This is a genomic window from Serratia sp. K1WW1 (assembly GCF_055790865.1).
The window spans coordinates 3476596-3496296 of sequence record NZ_CM147697.1 but is presented as its reverse complement, the minus strand read 5'-3'; the positions used below and the strand labels follow the sequence as shown (position 1 = coordinate 3496296).

20 protein-coding genes are annotated in these 19701 nt (G+C 56.2%); 15 read left to right on the top strand and 5 right to left on the bottom strand.

Annotated features, from left to right (window positions below; translation table 11 throughout):
* Positions 1-114: 114 nt before the first annotated feature.
* Positions 115-267 carry a type I toxin-antitoxin system Hok family toxin gene (locus ACX9GU_RS15820; RefSeq protein ID WP_021178298.1) on the bottom strand — a complete coding sequence of 51 codons (153 nt, stop codon included), beginning with the start codon at positions 265-267 and terminating at the stop codon, positions 115-117.
* A gap of 441 nt (positions 268-708) precedes the next feature.
* On the bottom strand, positions 709-861 hold the full coding sequence (locus ACX9GU_RS15815; protein WP_473192170.1) for a type I toxin-antitoxin system Hok family toxin: 153 nt from the start codon (positions 859-861) through the stop codon (positions 709-711).
* 315 nt (positions 862-1176) lie between these two features.
* Here ACX9GU_RS15815 and ACX9GU_RS15810 point away from each other — a divergent pair, with 315 nt between their 5' ends.
* A complete protein-coding gene (locus ACX9GU_RS15810) occupies positions 1177-1773 on the top strand; it encodes a GNAT family N-acetyltransferase (protein ID WP_473192169.1) in 597 nt (198 codons plus the stop codon).
* 65 nt (positions 1774-1838) lie between these two features.
* Here the strand turns inward: ACX9GU_RS15810 and ACX9GU_RS15805 are convergent, their stop codons facing one another.
* A complete protein-coding gene (locus ACX9GU_RS15805) occupies positions 1839-2594 on the bottom strand; it encodes an SDR family oxidoreductase (protein WP_473192168.1) in 756 nt (251 codons plus the stop codon).
* Positions 2595-2761: 167 nt separating this feature from the next.
* Here ACX9GU_RS15805 and ACX9GU_RS15800 point away from each other — a divergent pair, with 167 nt between their 5' ends.
* From ACX9GU_RS15800 to ACX9GU_RS15760, 9 genes are all read left to right on the top strand, one after another.
* Complete coding sequence (locus ACX9GU_RS15800; RefSeq protein WP_024485953.1) at positions 2762-3070, top strand: winged helix-turn-helix transcriptional regulator; 309 nt, start codon at positions 2762-2764, stop codon at positions 3068-3070.
* Between the two features lie 130 nt (positions 3071-3200).
* Entirely contained in the window at positions 3201-3551 is a 351-nt protein-coding gene (gene hinT, locus ACX9GU_RS15795) for a purine nucleoside phosphoramidase (protein ID WP_021178295.1), read from the top strand.
* 12 nt (positions 3552-3563) lie between these two features.
* The gene (locus tag ACX9GU_RS15790; RefSeq protein ID WP_021804705.1) at positions 3564-3953 is read left to right on the top strand and encodes a YcfL family putative periplasmic lipoprotein; all 390 of its coding nucleotides are present in this window, start codon (positions 3564-3566) and stop codon (positions 3951-3953) included.
* A 25-nt stretch (positions 3954-3978) separates the two neighbouring features.
* Complete coding sequence (gene lpoB / locus ACX9GU_RS15785) at positions 3979-4560, top strand: penicillin-binding protein activator LpoB (RefSeq protein ID WP_473192167.1); 582 nt, start codon at positions 3979-3981, stop codon at positions 4558-4560.
* On the top strand, positions 4541-5404 hold the full coding sequence (locus ACX9GU_RS15780; RefSeq protein ID WP_473192166.1) for a phosphotransferase: 864 nt from the start codon (positions 4541-4543) through the stop codon (positions 5402-5404). The genes lpoB and ACX9GU_RS15780 overlap by 20 nt, the downstream gene beginning before the upstream one ends.
* 37 nt (positions 5405-5441) lie before the next feature.
* Positions 5442-6461: a beta-N-acetylhexosaminidase gene (nagZ, locus tag ACX9GU_RS15775; RefSeq protein WP_473192165.1), complete on the top strand. Its 1020-nt coding sequence runs from the start codon at positions 5442-5444 to the stop codon at positions 6459-6461.
* A gap of 76 nt (positions 6462-6537) precedes the next feature.
* Positions 6538-7080 carry an alpha/beta hydrolase YcfP gene (ycfP, locus tag ACX9GU_RS15770; RefSeq protein WP_024485957.1) on the top strand — a complete coding sequence of 181 codons (543 nt, stop codon included), beginning with the start codon at positions 6538-6540 and terminating at the stop codon, positions 7078-7080.
* A 332-nt stretch (positions 7081-7412) separates the two neighbouring features.
* Positions 7413-8717, top strand: coding sequence for an NAD(P)/FAD-dependent oxidoreductase (locus ACX9GU_RS15765; RefSeq protein ID WP_473192164.1), 1305 nt, complete (start codon positions 7413-7415; stop codon positions 8715-8717).
* 295 nt (positions 8718-9012) lie between these two features.
* Positions 9013-9549: a glycine zipper 2TM domain-containing protein gene (locus ACX9GU_RS15760; protein ID WP_473192163.1), complete on the top strand. Its 537-nt coding sequence runs from the start codon at positions 9013-9015 to the stop codon at positions 9547-9549.
* Positions 9550-9661: 112 nt separating this feature from the next.
* On the opposite strand, the gene mfd is transcribed toward ACX9GU_RS15760, so the two are convergent.
* Entirely contained in the window at positions 9662-13138 is a 3477-nt protein-coding gene (mfd, locus tag ACX9GU_RS15755; protein ID WP_473192162.1) for a transcription-repair coupling factor, read from the bottom strand.
* Positions 13139-13475: 337 nt separating this feature from the next.
* Positions 13476-14456, bottom strand: a complete 981-nt coding sequence (locus ACX9GU_RS15750; RefSeq protein WP_473192161.1) for a threo-3-hydroxy-L-aspartate ammonia-lyase — start codon at positions 14454-14456, stop codon at positions 13476-13478.
* A 243-nt stretch (positions 14457-14699) separates the two neighbouring features.
* Between ACX9GU_RS15750 and lolC the strand changes: the two genes are divergently transcribed.
* The 5 genes from lolC to cobB are packed head-to-tail and all read left to right on the top strand — an operon-like array spanning position 14700 to position 19665.
* The gene (lolC, locus tag ACX9GU_RS15745; protein ID WP_094981845.1) at positions 14700-15902 is read left to right on the top strand and encodes a lipoprotein-releasing ABC transporter permease subunit LolC; all 1203 of its coding nucleotides are present in this window, start codon (positions 14700-14702) and stop codon (positions 15900-15902) included.
* The gene (gene lolD, locus ACX9GU_RS15740) at positions 15895-16599 is read left to right on the top strand and encodes a lipoprotein-releasing ABC transporter ATP-binding protein LolD (RefSeq protein ID WP_473192160.1); all 705 of its coding nucleotides are present in this window, start codon (positions 15895-15897) and stop codon (positions 16597-16599) included. Before lolC ends, lolD begins: the two co-directional genes overlap by 8 nt.
* Positions 16599-17846 (top strand): lipoprotein-releasing ABC transporter permease subunit LolE, encoded by a 1248-nt coding sequence (gene lolE / locus ACX9GU_RS15735; protein ID WP_473192159.1) that lies wholly within the window; start codon positions 16599-16601, stop codon positions 17844-17846. The genes lolD and lolE overlap by 1 nt, the downstream gene beginning before the upstream one ends.
* Positions 17847-17898: 52 nt before the next feature.
* Positions 17899-18816, top strand: a complete 918-nt coding sequence (gene nagK, locus ACX9GU_RS15730; protein WP_024531138.1) for an N-acetylglucosamine kinase — start codon at positions 17899-17901, stop codon at positions 18814-18816.
* A 9-nt stretch (positions 18817-18825) separates the two neighbouring features.
* A complete protein-coding gene (gene cobB, locus ACX9GU_RS15725; protein WP_059200568.1) occupies positions 18826-19665 on the top strand; it encodes a Sir2 family NAD+-dependent deacetylase in 840 nt (279 codons plus the stop codon).
* Positions 19666-19701: the final 36 nt, after the last annotated feature.

Here is a 19701-nt window from a genome sequence, read left to right as displayed (position 1 = left end):
CTATGGCGGCTGCGGGCTCTGTTGTATGGGATTGCTTAACAAGATAGGGAGGGGCGCTCATGGATCTCAGCTCAAACAACCAACAGGCGGGGCAAGCCCCGCCGTTGGGTTGCCTTACCTTGCGGATTCGTAAGCCATCATGGCCGCAACCTCCGTTTCTCCGCTACGAATGCGGATTTCACAGAGTCTTTTCCTGGTCATCCAGGTAAACACCAGTACGGTGATACAGAGAATAACCAGGGCCATTACTACTAATTTTTGCGGCATGATAGCCTCCTTGTCCTTGCCTTTCGGCGGGTAAGAGGCTACCTTTATGGTGTTTGGGCATAAGAGTGGCCTCGGGTTGATTTACATCGATTCGGGGCTTTTCTCTTTCTATCCCTGCTAATGCTCAGGACAAAAAGATCCAGAGCACCCACGCGAATTTTACCCCTAATCCCGCCTGGTAATAAATCAGCGCTTTGTTACATAGAACAATTAAGCTGAGCCGGCTCAGTGCTCATCCTTGTTATTTATTGGTTTTTTGCCCGTTTCTTGCGGTGACGAATTTCTATATAACTCATTGGTTTTTTACACCTATTTTTCTTACCTATGCTATGGCGGCTGCGGGCTCTGTTGTATGGGATTGCTTAACAAGATAGGGAGGGGTGCTCATGGATCTCTGCTCAAACAACCAACAGGCGGGGCGAGCCCCGCCGTTGGGTTGCCTTACCTTGCGGATTCGTAAGCCATCATGGCCGCAACCTCCGTTTCTCCGCTACGAATGCGGATCTCACAGAGTCTTTTCCTGGTCATCCAGGTAAACACCAGTATGGTGATACAGAGAATAACCAGGGCCATTACTACTAATTTTTGCGGCATGATAGCCTCCTTGTCCTTGCCTTTCGGCGGGTAAGAGGCTACCTTTATGTTGTTGGAGCATAAGAGTGGCCTCGGGTTGATTTACATCGATTCGGGGCTTTTCTCTTTCTATCCCTTGCTAATGCTCAGGACAAAAAGATCCAGAGCACCCACGCGAATGTTAACAGTAATCCTGCCTGGTAATAAATCAGCGCTTTGTTACATAGAACAATTAAGCTGAACAGGCTCAGTGTACATCCTGCTTAATTTGTTGGTTTTTTCCCTGTTTATTGCGATGCTGATGGCAGTCTATCGATTGCTGCAAGAGAGGGAAAAATGCCCACCCCATCCGTGCTCAAACCACCAACGTTGATTGGCAATCAAATCGAACTACGGCCCTTGCAGCCAGAGCACCGCGAGGCAATGCTGAGCGCTGCGGCTGATGGCGAGCTGTGGAACCTGAAGGTTACCGCAGTGCCGAGTGCCAGTACTATCGACAGCTATATTGCCACCGCCGTGGTAGGCCGTGATGCTGGTTCCATGCTGCCGTTTGTCATTGTTCAGCGGGATAGCGGGCGTATTATCGGCAGTACCCGTTTCTGGAAAATCGACCGGGCTAATCGCAAAATGGAAATTGGCCACACCTGGCTGAGCCAATCGGTGCAGCGCACCGGCGTGAATACCGAAGCGAAATACCTGCTGCTTGGCTACGCCTTTGAGGTTTTACAGGCGGTACGGGTCCAGTTCACCACTGACGAACTGAACGACAGGTCACGCGCGGCAATTCTGCGGATTGGTGCCAAGCAGGAGGGGATTGTACGCCATGAGCGCATCATGCCCGACGGACGCAAACGTAACTCGGTCAGGTTCAGCATCATCGATGATGAATGGTGTGGGGTGAAAGCCAGGTTAGACGTTTTGCTGAGGCGCTAAACGGGTGGAGCAAACTGTGGCAGGATCTCATTGGGCGCAGCATGCCGCGCCCCTACAACAGCCTTTCAACTCCGCGCTAAATTCCCCACGCCACCGTCGATCAGCAGTTCACTGCCCACCATGTAGCTGGATTCGTCAGACGCGAGGAATACGGCGGCTTTGGCCAATTCCAGCGCGGTCCCCATGCGGCCAATCGGCACCAGCGCGTGGATCTCTTCGCGCAACGCCTGTTCAGCCTGTGCCGGTAAACCCAGCTTACCCAGCGCCGGAGTTGCCGTTGGGCCAGGGCTGAGGCCGTTGACGCGAATACCGCGCGGATGCAACTCGGCTGAAAGTGAACGCGCCAAAGACAAAATCCCGGCTTTACTGGCGGCATAGACGCTGCTTTGCGCCAGGCCAATATGTGCGCTGACGGAACCACACAGGATCACCGAGGCGGGATTGCCCAGCAACGGCAACAGAGCCTGGATCAAAAACAGTGGGCCTTTGAGATTGGTGTTCATCAGTTGGTCATAGCGCTGTTCATCCCATTCCTGCAACGGCAGGTGGGTGACATCACCGGCATTGATATACAGGATATCCAACCGGGGCCAGCTTTTGGCCAACTGTGCAGCCAAAATCGGTTGTTGGCCGATATCCCCAGCGTCATTGTGCAACAGCACGACATTCCCTAGCGTTTCGCCAGCTGCTGTTAACCCGCCAGCGCTGCGCCCAGTGATCGCCACGGTGGCTCCTTCGGCAATAAACTGCCGGGCCGTCTCCAGCCCTATGCCGCTGGTTCCCCCGGTAATCAACGCGTATTTACCTGCTAATCGTGACATAACCCTTCCTCTCGTTGGTCAGTTACGCCATTATTGGTCTGTCAGTACCTTTTGCATAGTAGGTACCATTTGGATACTAAAGGACAAGGTGGGATGCAATGGCGTCAACAGTGAAGGGGCAGGTTGAAAAAAATTATGCGTTACCACCTGCGGGGGATCCGTGCCCGATGGTGAGCTTCGTCAATTTGGTTTCGGGAAAATGGGCCATCCCAATCCTGTATCGCCTGATGGTGATCGACGGCCCGATACGCTTTAGCGAATTACAGCGCGCGGTGGCGCCAATTGCGCAAAAAGAGCTGACGCGTCAGCTCCGTCAGTTTGAACAATGCGGTCTTGTCACTCGCCAGGTGTTTCCAGAGGTGCCACCACGGGTGGAGTACCAGATAACGCCGCTGGGTAAAACGTTGCGCCCCACGTTAGACTCGTTGGCCGCTTGGATGCGTGACCATGCGCCTCAGTTGATCGGTAGCCAATAACCGCCGGTAAACTCGTAAGGTTGAGTGATTCTCCATCATTCGATACGGAAAGTGCGCAATCGGGTTGATAGCAGTAGAATTTGTCACGATACTGCGTAAACCAATATTTTCGCTGAACAAGGAGTTCCAGATGGCCGAAGAAACGATTTTCAGTAAAATTATTCGCCGTGAAATCCCTGCCGATGTGGTCTATCAGGACGAACTGGTTACCGCATTTCGTGATATTTCCCCACAGGCACCGACCCATATCCTGATCGTGCCGAACGTGCTGATCCCAACGGTGAACGATGTGACCGTGGAACACGAGGCCGCATTAGGCCGTATGATCACCGTGGCGGCCAAAATTGCCGAGCAGGAAGGAATTGCCGAAGACGGTTACCGCTTGCTCATCAATTGCAATCGTCACGGCGGGCAGGAGGTCTATCATATTCATATGCATTTAGTCGGTGGGCGCGCTCTGGGCCCGTTGTTGTCACGTTAACCGAGGAAGACCATGCGCTATATTCACACGACGCGTTACTTGATGGCGCTGGTGCTCCCCGCCGCGATGCTGATGGGCTGTAGCAGCCCGAAGGGCATCTCGGTCAATGAACGGCAAACGGTGGTGATGGATTCACCGGTACTGACGGCGGGTATTCTGGCGGATAACCCGTCTATTGCCGACGCGTCTGGCCGTCTGCGGGCCAGTTCGGTGCTCAGCAACACCCAGACGACGCCGGTGACCCTCCACTATCGTTTCTACTGGTATGACAAACAGGGGCTGGACATCCTGCCTTTTGAACAGCCGCGCACGGTCACCGTCGCTGCCAATTCAGACGCCGAGATTTATTCGTTGAATGGCAACCTTGATGCCAAGCGTGTACGTCTGTATTTATACTTATAAGTTTTGGGTTACGTTGGAGAAGGTAATGAAAAAGTTCCTATGGGTGGCGCTGGCCGCGTTGGTGTTAACCGGTTGTCCATCACGCCCGCCAGAGCCTACGGCACCGGTGACGGTCGAGCCACAGCCGCAACCAGAGCCTCAGCCTGAACCGTTGCCACCAACCACCGAGCCGGTGCCACAGCCGCCGAAGATCCAGCAGCTTGACTGGCTGGGTAGCGTGCAGCCGTTGGTCAATCAGATGCTGAAGGCCGATGGTGTCACGCCTGGCAGCGTATTGCTGTTGGACAGCGTGAAAAACAATACCAATGGCTCATTGAGCATCGGCAACGCCACTTCGGCGCTGCACCAGGCTTTGGCATCCAACAACACCTTTGCCGTCGTGCCGGAATCGCAGTTGGCGAGCGCCAAACAGACGCTGGGCCTGTCGGCGGAAGACAGCCTCGGATCGCGCAGCAAGGCGATTGGCTTGGCGCGCATCGTCAACGCGCAATACGTGTTGTATAGCGCCGTCAGTGGCGATGTGAAGTCACCAGCGATGGAAATGCAGCTGATGCTGGTGCAAACCGGCGAGATCGTCTGGTCAGGCAATGGCGACGTCAAATACTGAATCCCAGCTGCGGCGACTCTTGAGTAACAGACTGCCGGCGGTAAATACCGCCGGTTGTCATTTTAGCCTGGTACAAGGGTTGAGCGGCGAGAGCTGGCGGATCGACAGTGGCGATGTGCAACTGCTGGCCCGTCCGCAGACGCCGGAAAAACACATGCTCGGCGTTAACCGTCGGCGTGAGGGGCAAGTGCTGAAGCGCGCTGGATTGGGCATAGGTCCAAAGGTGTGGTTACAGAGCCCTGAGTGGTTGATCGTCGAATGGCTTGCCGGTGAGAGCGTTGACGAAACGGCGTTTGCATCCTTAACGGCCAACGGGGAGTTGGCAGAGCTGACCGCCCGGTTGCATAACCGTGGGTTGAGTGGTTACCGGCTGGATCTGCAACAGCAATTTACCCGCTATTGGCAGCAAATTGATCGCCGGCGGATCACGCCTGCCTGGCTGCGTTGGCAGCGCTATTTCACCAACGGCACCATGCCGCGCCCGTTGCAGTTGGCAACGCTGCACATGGATATTCATGCTGGCAATCTGCTGCGACAGGCCGGGCAGCTCAGGCTGATCGACTGGGAGTATGCCGCCGATGGCGATATCGCCCTGGAGCTGGCGGCGATGTTTCGCTTCAATCAATTTTCCCCGGCTGTGCAACAACGCTTTTTGGAGCAATACCAACCTCACGGCTATGCCGATTTGCCGCAGTTGGCCTCACAGGTCCAGCGTTGGTTGCCGTGGGTGGATTATCTGATACTGATGTGGTGTGAAGTGCGCTGGCAGCAGTGTCGGGATGCGGAATTTTTGCGTTGGGGCGCAGCGTTATACCAGCGTTTTTGTTTATCATCGTCAAACTAATCATGAATACTGATGTGAGGTGGCCGTGGGCCCAGTAATGCTAGATGTCGTCGGCTATGAGCTGGACGCAGAAGAACGCGAGATTTTAAAACACCCGCTGGTAGGGGGCCTGATCCTGTTTACCCGCAACTTTGCCGATCCGCAGCAGTTGCGTGAGCTGGTTCGCCAGATCCGCGCGGCCTCGCATTCGCGGCTGGTGGTGGCAGTGGATCAGGAAGGCGGGCGTGTGCAGCGCTTTCGCGAAGGTTTTACCCGCTTACCGGCGGCGCAGTCCTTTGCGGCGCTCAACGATGCTCAGGAAGGCGGGCGTCTGGCCCAGGAAGCTGGCTGGTTGATGGCCTCGGAAATGATTGCCCAGGATATTGATATCAGCTTTGCCCCGGTATTGGACATCGGCCACGCCAGCGCGGCGATTGGCGAACGCTCTTTCCATAACGATCCGCAGCAGGCGTTAGTGATGGCCGAACGCTTTATCCAGGGGATGCACAGCGCCGGGATGAAAACCACCGGCAAGCATTTCCCAGGGCATGGCGCGGTCACGGCGGACTCGCATAAAGAAACCCCGCGCGATCCACGGCCATTGGCCCAAATCCGCGAACATGATATGACTATCTTCCGCGAGCTGATCCAACGCGGATTGCTGGATGCCATCATGCCAGCCCATGTTATCTATACTGAAGCAGACCCGCGCCCGGCCAGCGGCTCGCCTTACTGGCTGCAGCAAATCTTGCGTCAGGAGCTAGGCTTTGAGGGCGTGATCTTCTCTGACGATCTGTCGATGGAAGGGGCGGCGATCATGGGCAGCTATGCCGAGCGTGGCCAGGCGGCGCTGGATGCCGGTTGCGATATGATCCTGGTTTGTAATAATCGGGCAGGGGCAGTCAGCGTGTTAGATAACCTGTCCCCGGTCAAAGTAGAGAAATTGCAGCGGTTATATCATCGCGGTCAGTTCACCCGTCAGGAACTGCGCGATTCCGACCGTTGGCAAAAGGCGCATCATGCGCTGAGTCAATTGCATGAACGCTGGGAAGAGCATAAGCAACGCTCAGCGGGGTGAACGGCCAGGGCGCCGCATGAAGGCGGCGTTAATAATGGGGGCTGCCAGCGGCCCCCAGCTTGTTGCGAGGAACCACATGATTATCTATTTGCATGGCTTCGATTCCACCAGTCCCGGCAATCATGAAAAGATTATGCAGTTACAGTTCATCGATCCGGACGTGCGCTTTATCAGCTACAGCACTTTGCATCCGCGCCATGATATGCAGCATTTATTGAAAGAGGTGGACAAGGCGGTTCAGCAGGAAGGGGATGCCCATCCTCTGATCTGCGGCGTGGGTCTTGGGGGCTTTTGGGCCGAACGTATCGGTTTCTTGTGCGGTATCCGTCAGGTGATCTTCAACCCGAACCTGTACCCGGAAGAACATATGCACGGCAAGATCGACCGGCCGGAAGAGTATCGCGATATCGCCACCAAATGCGTGGAAGATTTCCGCGAGAAGAACCGCGATCGCTGCCTGGTGGTGCTTTCTCGTCAGGACGAAGTGTTGGACAGCCAGCGTAGTGCCGAGTTGCTGCACAAGTATTATGAAATCGTCTGGGATGAGCAGCAGAGTCACAAGTTTAAAAACATCTCGCCACACCTTCAGCGTATCAAGGCTTTCAAGACGCTGGCGTAACAGTCCTATAACGCTTAACCAAGCCGTGAATGTTGTTCCTAAAGGGCAGCCATTGCGGCTTTTTTGTTTTTATCGTGCCCGTTTTCGTCGGTGGGCAGCAAAATGCAAAACTGTGATCTCACGCTAACTATTTGAATCACAATCCTCAAAAAAACCCTTCGTCCAGCCTTTAACCAAAAAACTTTGACGTACATCAATTTTGGTATGACCAAATAACCTCTCGTGTTATTCTGGCCCCAGATTGCAGGTTTAACTTAAGCGAACCCTATGTATTCTAAGGATATTATTTATTTACCCTTAGGCAACAATTGGTTCACATTCAGGGGGTCATTTTGACAACGCCAAAGAAGAAAATCGTTATTGTCGGCGGTGGTGCCGGTGGTCTGGAGCTGGCAACCAGCCTGGGCCATAAACTGGGTCGTAAGCATAAAGCGGAGATCACGCTGGTGGATCGCAACCACAGCCATCTGTGGAAGCCGTTGCTGCATGAAGTGGCTACCGGCTCTCTGGATGACGGTGTGGATGCGTTGAACTACCTGGCGCATGCGCGTAACCACTTCTTCAACTTCCAACTGGGTTCACTGGTCAACATTGACCGTGAAAATAAAACGCTGCAGTTGACGCAGATCTGCGATGAGCAGGGCTGCCAGCTGGTTCCCGCCCGCGAGTTGAGCTACGACATCCTGGTGATGGCGCTCGGCAGCACCTCGAACGACTTTGGCACCCCGGGGGTAAGAGATAACTGCATCTTCCTGGATAACCCGAATCAGGCGCACCGCTTCCATAACGAGATGTTGAACCTGTTCCTCAGGTTCTCTGCCAATCCGCAAGAGAAGGAGAGCGTGAATATCGCCATCGTGGGCGGTGGGGCTACCGGCGTTGAGCTGTCGGCAGAACTGCATAACGCGGTCAAACAGCTGCACAGCTACGGCTTTGAAGGGCTGGATAACAGCGCCTTGAAGGTTACCCTGGTTGAAGCCGGTGAGCGTATTCTGCCAGCGCTGCCGCCGCGTATTTCCGCAGCGGCGCACCAGGAGCTGAACAAGCTTGGCGTGCGGGTATTAACCAATACCATGGTGACCAGTGCCGATGAGCATGGCCTGAACACCAAAGGCGGCGAATTTATCAATGCCGATCTGATGGTGTGGGCAGCGGGTATCAAAGCACCGGACTTTATGAAAGAGATTGCCGGGCTGGAAACCAACCGCATCAATCAACTGGTGGTTGAACCAACGCTGCAAACTACCCGCGATGCCAACATCTTTGCTATTGGTGACTGCGCGTCCTGCCCACGTGAAGGTGGCGGCTTTGTGCCACCACGGGCACAGTCTGCCCACCAGATGGCATCACGTTGCTATAGCAACATCCTGGCGATGATGCACGATCAGCCGATGAAGCCTTACGTTTATAAGGATCACGGTTCTCTGGTCTCGCTTTCCCGCTTCAGCACCGTAGGTAGCCTGATGGGCAACCTGATGCGTGGTTCGATGATGGTCGAAGGGCGTATCGCCCGCGTGGTGTATATTTCGCTGTACCGTATGCACCAGGTAGCGCTGCACGGCTATACCAAAACCGGCCTGATGATGCTGGTGGGGGGTATCAACCGCGTGATCCGTCCGCGCTTGAAGATGCACTGATGTTTTAACCCGCTAGTTCGGTTGATGAAAACCCACGTAGGCTTGCCGCGTGGGTTTTTTAATGCCATGAGAAAGGGGACAGGCAGGGATAGGATTCTTCTCAATTCATTGGTTTTGGCCCGTTTTCAGGGTGTTTTGCTCATTGAGTCTTATTGCGAGGGTGAACTTCCTTGTGCAGACTTTAGGGAGTTTACAGACGGCGCGTCACGCACGCCGTAAACCGGGGGAATCGCCTGTGATCAATGCGAGTTTGCCCGGTGCATAATGCGTGGTAACACATTCAGGAGGATTTCCTGTGAACAAATCAATGTTAGCCGGTGTTGGGATTGGTATTGCAGCCGCTCTGGGAATTGCTGCCGTAGCCGGTCTGGACGTATTCACTCCCGGCCCACAATATGCGCAGGTTCTCGCCGCAACACCGATCAAAGAAACCATCAAAACCCCTCGGCAGGAGTGCCGGGACGTCACGGTGACCCATCGTGCGCCGGTTCAGGATGAAAACCGCATCGCTGGCTCCGTGCTGGGCGCAGTTGCTGGGGGGGTGATTGGTCACCAGTTTGGCGGTGGCCGGGGCCGTGATGTTGCGACCGTAGTAGGTGCGTTGGGTGGTGGCTATGCCGGTCACCAGGTGCAGGGGGCCTTGCAAGACAACGACACTACCACCAGCACGCAGCAGCGCTGCAAAACGGTGTATGACAAATCGCAGAAAATGCTGGGCTATGACGTGACTTACAAGATTGGCGACCAGCAGGGCAAAATCCGCATGGATCACGATCCAGGCACCCAGATCCCGCTGGATAGAAGTGGCCAGTTGGTGCTGACCAAGGTCTGATCTTCGGAGTTTACCCTTCACACCAACCTTCTCCACAGAGAGAGGGAGCCGTTCTGGCGTCCTTATCAGGGAACTACTTTCCCCTTAAAAGGGCGCTAGAACGGTGCGGTGATCAAACTGCCAAAGTATGTTCCCGGAACGCCGCCAGCAACTCGCCGATAAACTTCAGTCGTTCGGCCCGGTCAGTGAGATCCAGCATAAACTTCAGCTTGGTTGGCCCATCCAGGCGGTAAACCTGCGGTTTGCTTTGCAGCAAGCCAATCAGATAACCCGGATCGACCCGGTTCTTCTCGCCAAACTCGATAAAGCCCCCGCGCTCGTTGCCTTCGATACGCTTGATCCCCAGTATCTGCGCCTGTTGACGCATCGCCGCGCTTTGCAGCAGGTTACGCGCTGCATCCGGCAGCAGGCCAAAGCGATCAATCAGCTCAACCTTCAGTTCCTCCAGTTCACCCTCATTTTTAGCGCTGGCAATGCGTTTATAGAACGACAAACGGGTATTCACGTCTGGGATAAAGTCATCGGGCAGCAGCGCTGGCATGCGCAGTTCCACTTCCGTCTGATTGCTGGTGAGATCTTCCAGCGAAGGCTCACGCCCGTTCTTCAGAGCGTCGACGGCGCTTTCCAACAGCTCCATATACAGCGAGAAGCCCACGGTGGTCATCTGGCCGCTTTGGTCTTCCCCCAGCAGTTCCCCTGCACCACGGATTTCCAAATCGTGGGTGGCGAGCGCGAACCCGGCCCCCAAATCTTCCAGCGAGGCAATCGCTTCCAACCGCTTGTGTGCGTCGGTGCTCATGACCTTCGGGTTCGGGGTTAACAGATAAGCATAGGCCTGATGGTGCGAACGCCCGACACGGCCACGTAGCTGATGCAATTGTGCCAGGCCAAAGCGGTCTGCCCGTTCGATAATGATGGTATTGGCGCTGGGGATGTCGATGCCGGTTTCAATAATGGTGGTACAGACCAGCACGTTGAAGCGCTGGTGGTGGAAATCGTTCATCACCCGTTCCAGATCGCGTTCCCGCATCTGGCCGTGGCCAATGGCAATCCGCGCTTCTGGCACCAGCTCCGCCAGGCGTTCGGCGGCCTTATCGATATTCTCGACGTCGTTATACAGGTAATACACCTGGCCGCCGCGCAGTACCTCACGCAGGATGGCCTCGCGCACCACCAGGCTGTCGTACTCGCGGACAAAGGTTTTCACTGCCAGACGGCGGGCCGGTGGGGTAGCAATGATCGACAGATCGCGCATGCCGCTCATGGCCATATTCAGGGTTCGCGGGATTGGTGTGGCGGTTAACGTCAGAATATCTACGTCTGCACGCATCGCCTTGATACGCTCTTTGTGACGTACGCCAAAGCGGTGTTCTTCATCAACCACCAACAGCCCCAGATCTTTCCAGCGCAGATCGCTCTGCAACAGCTTATGGGTGCCGATGAGGATATCGACCTTGCCCTCGGCCGCCTCTTCCAGGATCTGTTGCTGTTCTTTGGCGCTGCGAAAACGCGACATCATTTCGATGCGGATGGGCCAGGTGGCAAAGCGATCGCGGAAGTTGTCGAAGTGCTGCTGCGCTAGCAGGGTTGTTGGCACCAGTACCGCGACCTGCTTACCGTTTTCGACGGCCAGGAAGGCGGCACGCATCGCGACTTCGGTTTTACCAAAGCCAACGTCGCCGCAGACCAGACGATCCATCGCCAGTGGCTGGCACATGTCGCTCAGCACCGCGTTGATGGCCTGTTCCTGATCTGGCGTGGTCTCAAACGGGAAGGTCTGGCAGAACAGCTGATACTGCTCACGATTATGTTTGAACGCAAAACCGCTCTTGGCGGCACGTTGGGCATAGATGTCCAACAGCTCGGCGGCCACGTCACGCACGCGTTCGGCGGCTTTCTGCCTGGCTCGCGACCAGACATCCCCGCCAAGCCGGTGCAGCGGGGCGTTCTCGTCGGCTCCTCCGGCATAGCGGCTGATCAGGTGCAGGGAAGAGACAGGCACGTACAGCTTGTCTTCACTGGCATAGGAGAGGATCAGATATTCCGCTTTGATGCCCCCAGCTTCCAGCGTGGTCAGGCCAACGTAGCGGCCAACGCCGTGTTCCAGATGCACCACCGGCTGCCCTGGGTGCAGCTCTGCCAGGTTGCGGATCAGGGTATCGGTATTGATGGTGCGGCGATTATCCTGCCGACGACGGCTGACGCGTTCACCGAGCAGATCGCTTTCACAGATCAACGCCCGATCACGCAGCGTATCCAGGAAGCCACGCTCGGAGGCACCGACCATCATGTAACGGCCCGATGCTTCGACCTCATCCAGATGATGGATCACGCTGGTACTCAGCTTGATGCGGCCAAGCAGATCTTGCAGGGTTTCGCGGCGGCCTTCACTCTCTACCGAGAAGACCACGCCACCGGTGAAGCTTTCAATAAAACGTCGCAGATTATCCAGTGGGGCCTTCTGCTGGGCCTGGACGGCGAGATCCGGCAGGGTTTGATAGCCCAGGTTGGTGCAACCGGCTTTGGCAGGCAGTTCCTCGGTTTTCAACGCCATTCGCGGCCAGGCTTTCAGCTCGGCAAATAGCGCATCGACCCGCAGCCATAGGGTATCCGGGGCCAGCAGCGGCCGCATCGGATCGATCCGCCGGTTCTCATAGCGTTGATTGACATCCAGCCAGAAACGTTCGGCTGCTCCTTCCAGGTTGCCGGTGTTGACGAGCAGCGTATTGGCTGGCAGATAGCTGAACAAGGAAGGCAGCGGCTGGCTGAAGAACAGCGGTTGCCAGTATTCGATACCGGCAGGCCAGGTGCCTTTACTCACTTGCTGATAAATATGTTCGGCGTCGCGGCGTACTTCAAACTGTTCACGCCACTGGCTGCGGAACAGCTCAATGGCGGCCTTATCGGTCGGGAACTCGTGCGCTGGCAGCAGGTTGATGGCGTCCACTTCGCTCAACGTGCGTTGGTTATCCACATCAAAGGTGCGCAGGCTGTCGATCTCGTCGTCGAAAAAGTCGATGCGATAAGGCTCTTCGCTGCCCATGGGATACAGGTCAAGCAGCGCTCCGCGCGTAGCAAATTCGCCATGTTCCATTACCTGATCGACGCTGCGGTAACCGGCCTGTTCCAACTGTGCCCGCAGCAGATCCCGCGACAGCCGTTGGCCCTTTTTCATCACCAACGCATGGCCATGCAGGAACTCATGCGGGCAGACGCGTTGCATCAGCGTATTCACCGGCAAAATGATGATGCCGCGTGCCATGGTCGGCAGATGATACAGGCTGGAAAGCCGCGCCGAGATGATTTCCTGATGGGGCGAGAAGCTGTCGTACGGCAGCGTTTCCCAGTCGGAAAGGGTGGTCACCATCTGATCGGTAAACTGCTGGATTTCGTCACGCAACCGCAATGCATTCTGCATATCCGGGGCGATGAGCATCACCGGGCCGGGATGGCGTTCGGCGATTTCGGCGCATTCAACGGCACAGGCAGAACCGGTGAGCTGTCCTAGCTGGCGTAAATCGCCCGCGCGGTCAGGAAGAGAGTAACGGTAGGAGGATGCGGAGCTGCGGCTTTTATCAGAAATGCTCATTCAGTTATCTTTAATCAATGAATTGAATAACAGTTTTTGTGGTGTTCACCGTGGCGCTTGACGCGTGAATACCACAAAATCCTGTTTACCTGGCGTTTGGCTAAAGCTAACTCGTTCTCCCTCACCCCAACCCTCTCCCCAAGGAGAGGGAGCTGGAACGGTGTTGCGGTTAGGTAACGGAGTATGGCTAAGGCACATTCGGTTCCCTCTCCCTTTGGGAGAGGGGGCTATAAAGTGGTTCAAGCCCATCACCTTTTACCTTGGTTATACTAGCCCAGCAGCGTATAAACTGACACCGGTAAAAGCGCGAGCAAGCTTCCTGTTGGCGGTAATTTAATCAATTCTGCGCCATGGCGAGATACTGGCCGATTTTATCGACGTCCACGTTGCCACCGCTGACGATCACCCCGACTTTTTTGCCCCGCAGATCGATGACCTGATTCATCGCCGCAGCGGCAGCCAGGCAACCGGTTGGTTCGACCACCATCTTCATCCGCTCCATAAAGAAACGCATTTGCTGGCACAGCTGTTGGTCGGTCACCGTCAGGATATCTTCCACATAGTGTTGAATGATCGGGAAGGTGAGATTGCCTACCTGCTGGGTCTGTGCGCCGTCGGCAATGGTTTTTGGTACCGGGATCCACACTTTTTCACCGCTGCGGAACGCCTGTTGCACATCGTTGCCCGCCTCGGGTTCGACGCCAAATACCCGGCAACCGGGCGACCAGTGATGTGCCGCAATGGCGCATCCAGAGAGCAGCCCGCCGCCACCGGTACAAACCAGCAAAATATCCAGCGGGCCAACTTCTTCGATCAGCTCTTTAGCTGCGGTGCCTTGGCCAGCCATCACCTGCGGATAATCGTAAGGTGGGATCACCGTTAAGCCCTGTTCCGCTGCTAACCGTTGGGTGATGGCTTCCCGGTCTTCGGTTTGCCGCTGATAGATCACCACGTTAGCTCCATAGCCGCGGGTTGCAGCCAGCTTGGCGGCGGGGGCGTCATGTGGCATCACAATGGTGACGCTTACCCCAAGCTCACGGGCCGCCAACGCCATGGCCTGCGCATGGTTACCGGATGAGAAGGCGATCACTCCGGCCTGGCGCTGGGCCGGGGTCAATTGGCTGATGGCGTTAAAGGCACCACGGAATTTAAAGGCCCCAATGCGCTGGAAATTCTCGCACTTGAAAAAGAGCTGGGCACCGGCGATCTCATCCGCCTGGCGGGAAGTCATTACTGGTGTGCGGATCGCGTGGTTTTGCAGGATTTCGGCCGCTTTGGCAATATCGGCGGCGGTGATGCAGTGGGACGTAACGGTCATGGCTACCTCATGTGGTTGGCATTGATTCGTTCAGTCTATTAATTTGCCCGTTGTCAACGGATTGTCAAACGGTTAAGTGGCTGTCAGTAGAAACACCCGTGCCTCAGGAAGGTCAAAATCCGGCATTTTCTGTAAACCCGTGCAAACATGATGAATAAAACCGGCCGGGTGGTTCCATAAACCCGGTAGAGCCTTTATTATCCTTGATCACTTTGCTTAAGCTACGGCAACAAAACGGATTTCATGTATCAACCTGTCGCGTTATTTATTGGCCTGCGTTATATGCGCGGGCGAGCCTCAGACCGCTTTGGGCGGTTTGTTTCCTGGCTATCCACCATTGGCATTACGCTGGGGGTGATGGCGCTGGTGACGGTGCTTTCAGTGATGAATGGCTTCGAGAAAGATCTCGAAAACAACATCCTGGGGCTCATGCCGCAGGCGCTGATCACCAGCAAACAGGGTTCTATCAACCCTGAACAGCTGCCAGCCTCTGCCGTGCAAAACCTGCATGGTGTCACCCGAGTCACCCCGTTGACTACCGGCGATGTGGTGCTGCAAAGCGCTCGCAGCGTGGCCGTTGGCGTCATGTTGGGGGTTGACCCACAACAGCCCGATCCGCTGACGCCTTATCTGGTCAACGTTAAACAGCAACAGCTGCAACCGGGTGAGTACAACCTGATTATCGGTGAACAGCTTGCCGGGCAGTTGGGCGTCAAGCGTGGCGATCAGCTGCGTCTGATGGTGCCGAGCGCCAGCCAGTTCACCCCGATGGGGCGGATCCCAAGCCAACGTCTGTTCACCGTGATTGGCACCTTCCATGCCAATAGCGAAGTGGACGGCTATCAGTTGCTGGCGAACCAGCAAGATGCTTCACGTCTGATGCGCTACCCGGCGGGCAATATCACCGGCTGGCGTTTGTTCCTGCAACAGCCGTTGACGGTGGACACCCTTAGCCAGCAAACGCTGCCGGAAGGCACCCAGTGGAAAGACTGGCGCGAACGCAAGGGCGAGCTGTTCCAGGCGGTGCGCATGGAGAAAAACATGATGGGGCTGCTGCTTAGCCTGATCGTGGCGGTGGCGGCATTCAATATCATTACCTCGCTGGGCCTGTTGGTGATGGAGAAGCAGGGCGAAGTGGCCATTCTGCAAACCCTGGGCCTGACGCGGCGGCAGATCATGTCGGTCTTTATGGTGCAGGGGGCCAGCGCTGGGATTATCGGTTCGTTGCTGGGCACGCTGTTAGGCGTTCTGCTTGCCACCAATCTGAACAACCTGATGCCGATCCTTGGCGCGTTGATCGACGGAGCTTCTCTGCCAGTGGCGGTTGACCCTCTCCAGGTGACGATCATTGCCGTAGTGGCGATGGCGGTCTCGCTGTTATCCACGCTTTACCCTTCATGGCGCGCTGCCGCCGTACAACCCGCTGAGGCTTTACGTTATGAGTAACCATCCTTTATTGCAGTGTGAGCGCCTGTGTAAAACCTATCAGGAAGGCAACCTGCATACCGACGTGCTGCGCAATGTCAGTTTTGCCATGCAACCGGGCGAGATGATGGCGATCGTCGGTAGCTCGGGTTCCGGTAAGAGTACTTTGCTGCACCTGCTGGGGGGGCTGGATTCGCCCACTTCGGGAGAGGTGATTTACAAAGGGCAGTCGTTGAACAAGCTTTCTTCCACTGCTAAAGCCGAACTGCGCAACCGCCAGCTCGGCTTTATCTATCAGTTCCATCATCTGCTGCCAGATTTCACCGCGCTGGAGAACGCCGCGATGCCGCTGCTGATCGGCGGCATGAAACCGGCGCTGGCGAAGGAAAAGGCGCAGGAGATGCTGGCGGCCGTGGGCCTGGAAAAACGTAGCAAACACCGCCCGTCCGAGCTTTCCGGCGGTGAACGTCAGCGCGTGGCGATTGCCCGTGCGTTGGTGAATAACCCTTCGCTGGTGTTGGCGGATGAGCCGACCGGCAACCTGGATAAGCGCACCGCAGACAGCATCTTCGATTTGCTGGGCGAATTGAACGTACGCCAGGGTACCGCATTTTTGGTGGTCACCCACGATCTGCAACTCGCTAAACGCCTGAGCCGCCAGTTGGAAATGGCAGACGGCCATCTACAGGCACAACTGACCCTGATGGGGGCCGAGTAATGAGCGCTTCGCCACTTTCATTGCTGATGGCGCTGCGCTTCAGCCGTGGCCGGCGGCGCGGCGGCATGGTTTCGTTGATCTCGGTGATCTCCACCATCGGCATCGCGCTGGGCGTGGCGGTGCTGATCGTCGGGCTGAGCGCGATGAACGGCTTCGAACGTGAACTGCAGAACCGTATTCTGGCGGTGGTACCGCACGGTGAGATCGAGCCGGTTAAGCAACCGTTCACCGGCTGGCCGGAGATCCTGCAACGGGTCGAAAAAGTACCGGGCATTTTGGCTGCGGCACCCTATATCAGCTTTACCGGGCTGATGGAAAATGGTGCTCAGCTTCGCGCCGTCCAGGTAAAAGGGGTCGATCCTGCGCAGGAAAAGCAGCTCAGCGCGCTGCCAAGTTATGTGCAGGGCGATGCCTGGGCTAACTTCAAAAGCGGTGAGCAGCAGGTGATCCTGGGCAAAGGGGTAGCCGACGCTCTGGGCGTGAAGCAGGGCTCTTACGTCACGGTGATGATCCCCAACAGCGATCCTGAGATGAAACTGTTGCAGCCGAAGCGTATTCGCCTGCATGTCACCGGTATCCTGCAACTTAGCGGCCAGCTCGATCACAGCTTGGCCATGGTGCCGTTGGCGGATGCCCAGCAATATCTGGATATGGGTGACAGTGTCACCGGCATCGCCATCAAGGTCAACGACGTGTTCGCCGCTAACAAGCTGGTGCGTGACGCCGGGGAAGTCGCCGATGCCACCGTCTATATCAAGAGCTGGATTGGCACTTACGGATTTATGTATCGCGATATTCAGATGATCCGCGCCATCATGTATCTGGCGATGGTGCTGGTGATCGGCGTGGCCTGTTTCAACATTGTTTCCACCCTGGTGATGGCGGTGAAGGACAAGAGTGGCGACATTGCCGTGCTGCGTACGCTGGGAGCCAAAGACGGCTTTATCCGCGCCATCTTTGTCTGGTATGGCCTGTTGGCCGGGCTGGTAGGAAGCCTTAGCGGGGTAGTGGTTGGAGTGATTGCCTCGTTACAGTTGACCAATATCATCAAGGGCATCGAAAAGCTGATGGGCCACTCTTTCCTGTCTGGCGACATCTACTTTATCGATTTCCTGCCGTCCGAGCTGCACTGGCTGGATGTAGCTATCGTACTGGGTACGGCAATCGTGCTTAGCCTGCTGGCCAGTTGGTATCCGGCCAGACGTGCCAGCCGCATCGATCCGGCCCGCGTCTTGAGCGGGCAGTAATAAAAACCTGGGGCCAGTAGCGGGCCCCTTTTTTTTACCCTGAGGGCGAGATATGTACTACGGTTTCGACATGGGCGGCACCAAGATTGAACTTGGGGTGTTCGACGCCAATCTGCAGCGTATCTGGCAAAAGCGGGTGCCGACGCCGCGTGACGACTACCGGCAACTGCTGGCGGTATTACGCGATCTCACCCATGAGGCCGATGCCGTTTGTGGTACGCAGGGGCTGGTGGGCATCGGTATTCCCGGGCTGCCAAATGAAGATGGCACCTTGTTTACCGCCAACGTCCCGGCTGCGATGGGGCAGCCGCTGCCGCGCGATCTGAGCGCGCTGATTGGCCGCGAGGTCAAGGTCGATAACGATGCCAACTGCTTCACGCTTTCGGAAGCTTGGGACGAGGAGTTTCGCCATTACCCGACGGTGCTGGGCATCATCCTGGGCACCGGAGTTGGCGGTGGTTTGATCGTTAATGGTAAAGTGGTCTCTGGACGGAACTTTATCACTGGAGAGTTTGGCCATTTCCGCTTGCCGGTGGATGCGCTGGAGGTGCTCGGGCGTGATATTCCTCGCGTTCCCTGTGGCTGTGGCCATGACGGTTGCATCGAGAATTACATCTCGGGCCGCGGATTTGAGTGGATGTATGCCCATTTTTATCAACAACGGTTGCCAGCGCAGCAAATCATTGCGCATTATCAGGCCGGTGAGCCACAGGCCGTGGCGCACGTAGAACGTTTTCTGGATGTCCTGGCCATTTGCCTGGGCAACCTGCTGACCATCATCGACCCCCACCTGGTGGTGATTGGCGGCGGCTTATCGAATTTTGCCGCAATTTATCAGGCGTTGCCCCAGCGTTTGCCCGCCCATTTGTTACGGGTAGCCAAACTGCCACGCATCGAGAAGGCGCGCTATGGCGATGCTGGCGGTGTTCGTGGGGCAGCGTTCCTCAATTTGGTGGAAAGTCATAAATAAGGAGAGTTCATGCACACTCGCCATCGGTTGTGTCAGTTTCGCAAGAGTAAGCATGTTCGGCATCAGCGTTTTCGCTCGCGGATATTCCAACGCGATACCATGGCGGCGGCAGAGCTGAAAAAGCCGTTTGTCGTGGTGCTGACGGGAGCAGGGATCTCTGCCGAGTCCGGCATCCGTACTTTCCGTGCTGCCGATGGGCTGTGGGAAGAGCACAAGGTAGAAGATGTCGCCACCCTGGACGGTTATCAGCGCGATCCGGCCTTGGTGCAGGAGTTTTATAATGCGCGCCGCCGGCAGTTGCAGCAGTCGGATATCGGCCCTAATGCGGCTCATCGTGCGCTGGCCGATTTGGAAGAGTGGCTGGGGGAGGAGAATTTCCTGCTGGTTACGCAGAATATCGACAACCTGCACGAGCGAGCCGGTAGCAAGCATGTGCTGCATATGCATGGCGAGCTGCTGAAAGTGCGCTGCACCAGTTCTGGGCAGGTGGTGGAATGGTTGGGAGACCTGAGCGTGGATGAACGTTGCCACTGCTGCCAGTTCCCTGCGCCACTGCGGCCTCACGTGGTGTGGTTTGGTGAAATGCCGTTGGGGATGGATGAGATTTACGCCGCGTTGGCCAAGGCCGATTTCTTTATCGCGATTGGCACCTCTGGCAATGTTTACCCGGCGGCAGGCTTTGTTCACGAGGCACGGTTGGGCGGGGCTTATACCATGGAGCTGAACCTGGAGCCGAGCCTGGTGGAGAGCCAGTTCGAAGAGAAGCATTACGGCCCGGCCAGCGAGGTGGTGCCACGCTTTGTGCACAAATTCCTGATGGGCAAGGTCGAGCGGGCGGATAAGCCTTAATCGGATAGGGCGAGGGGCAATATAGTTGCCCCTCCC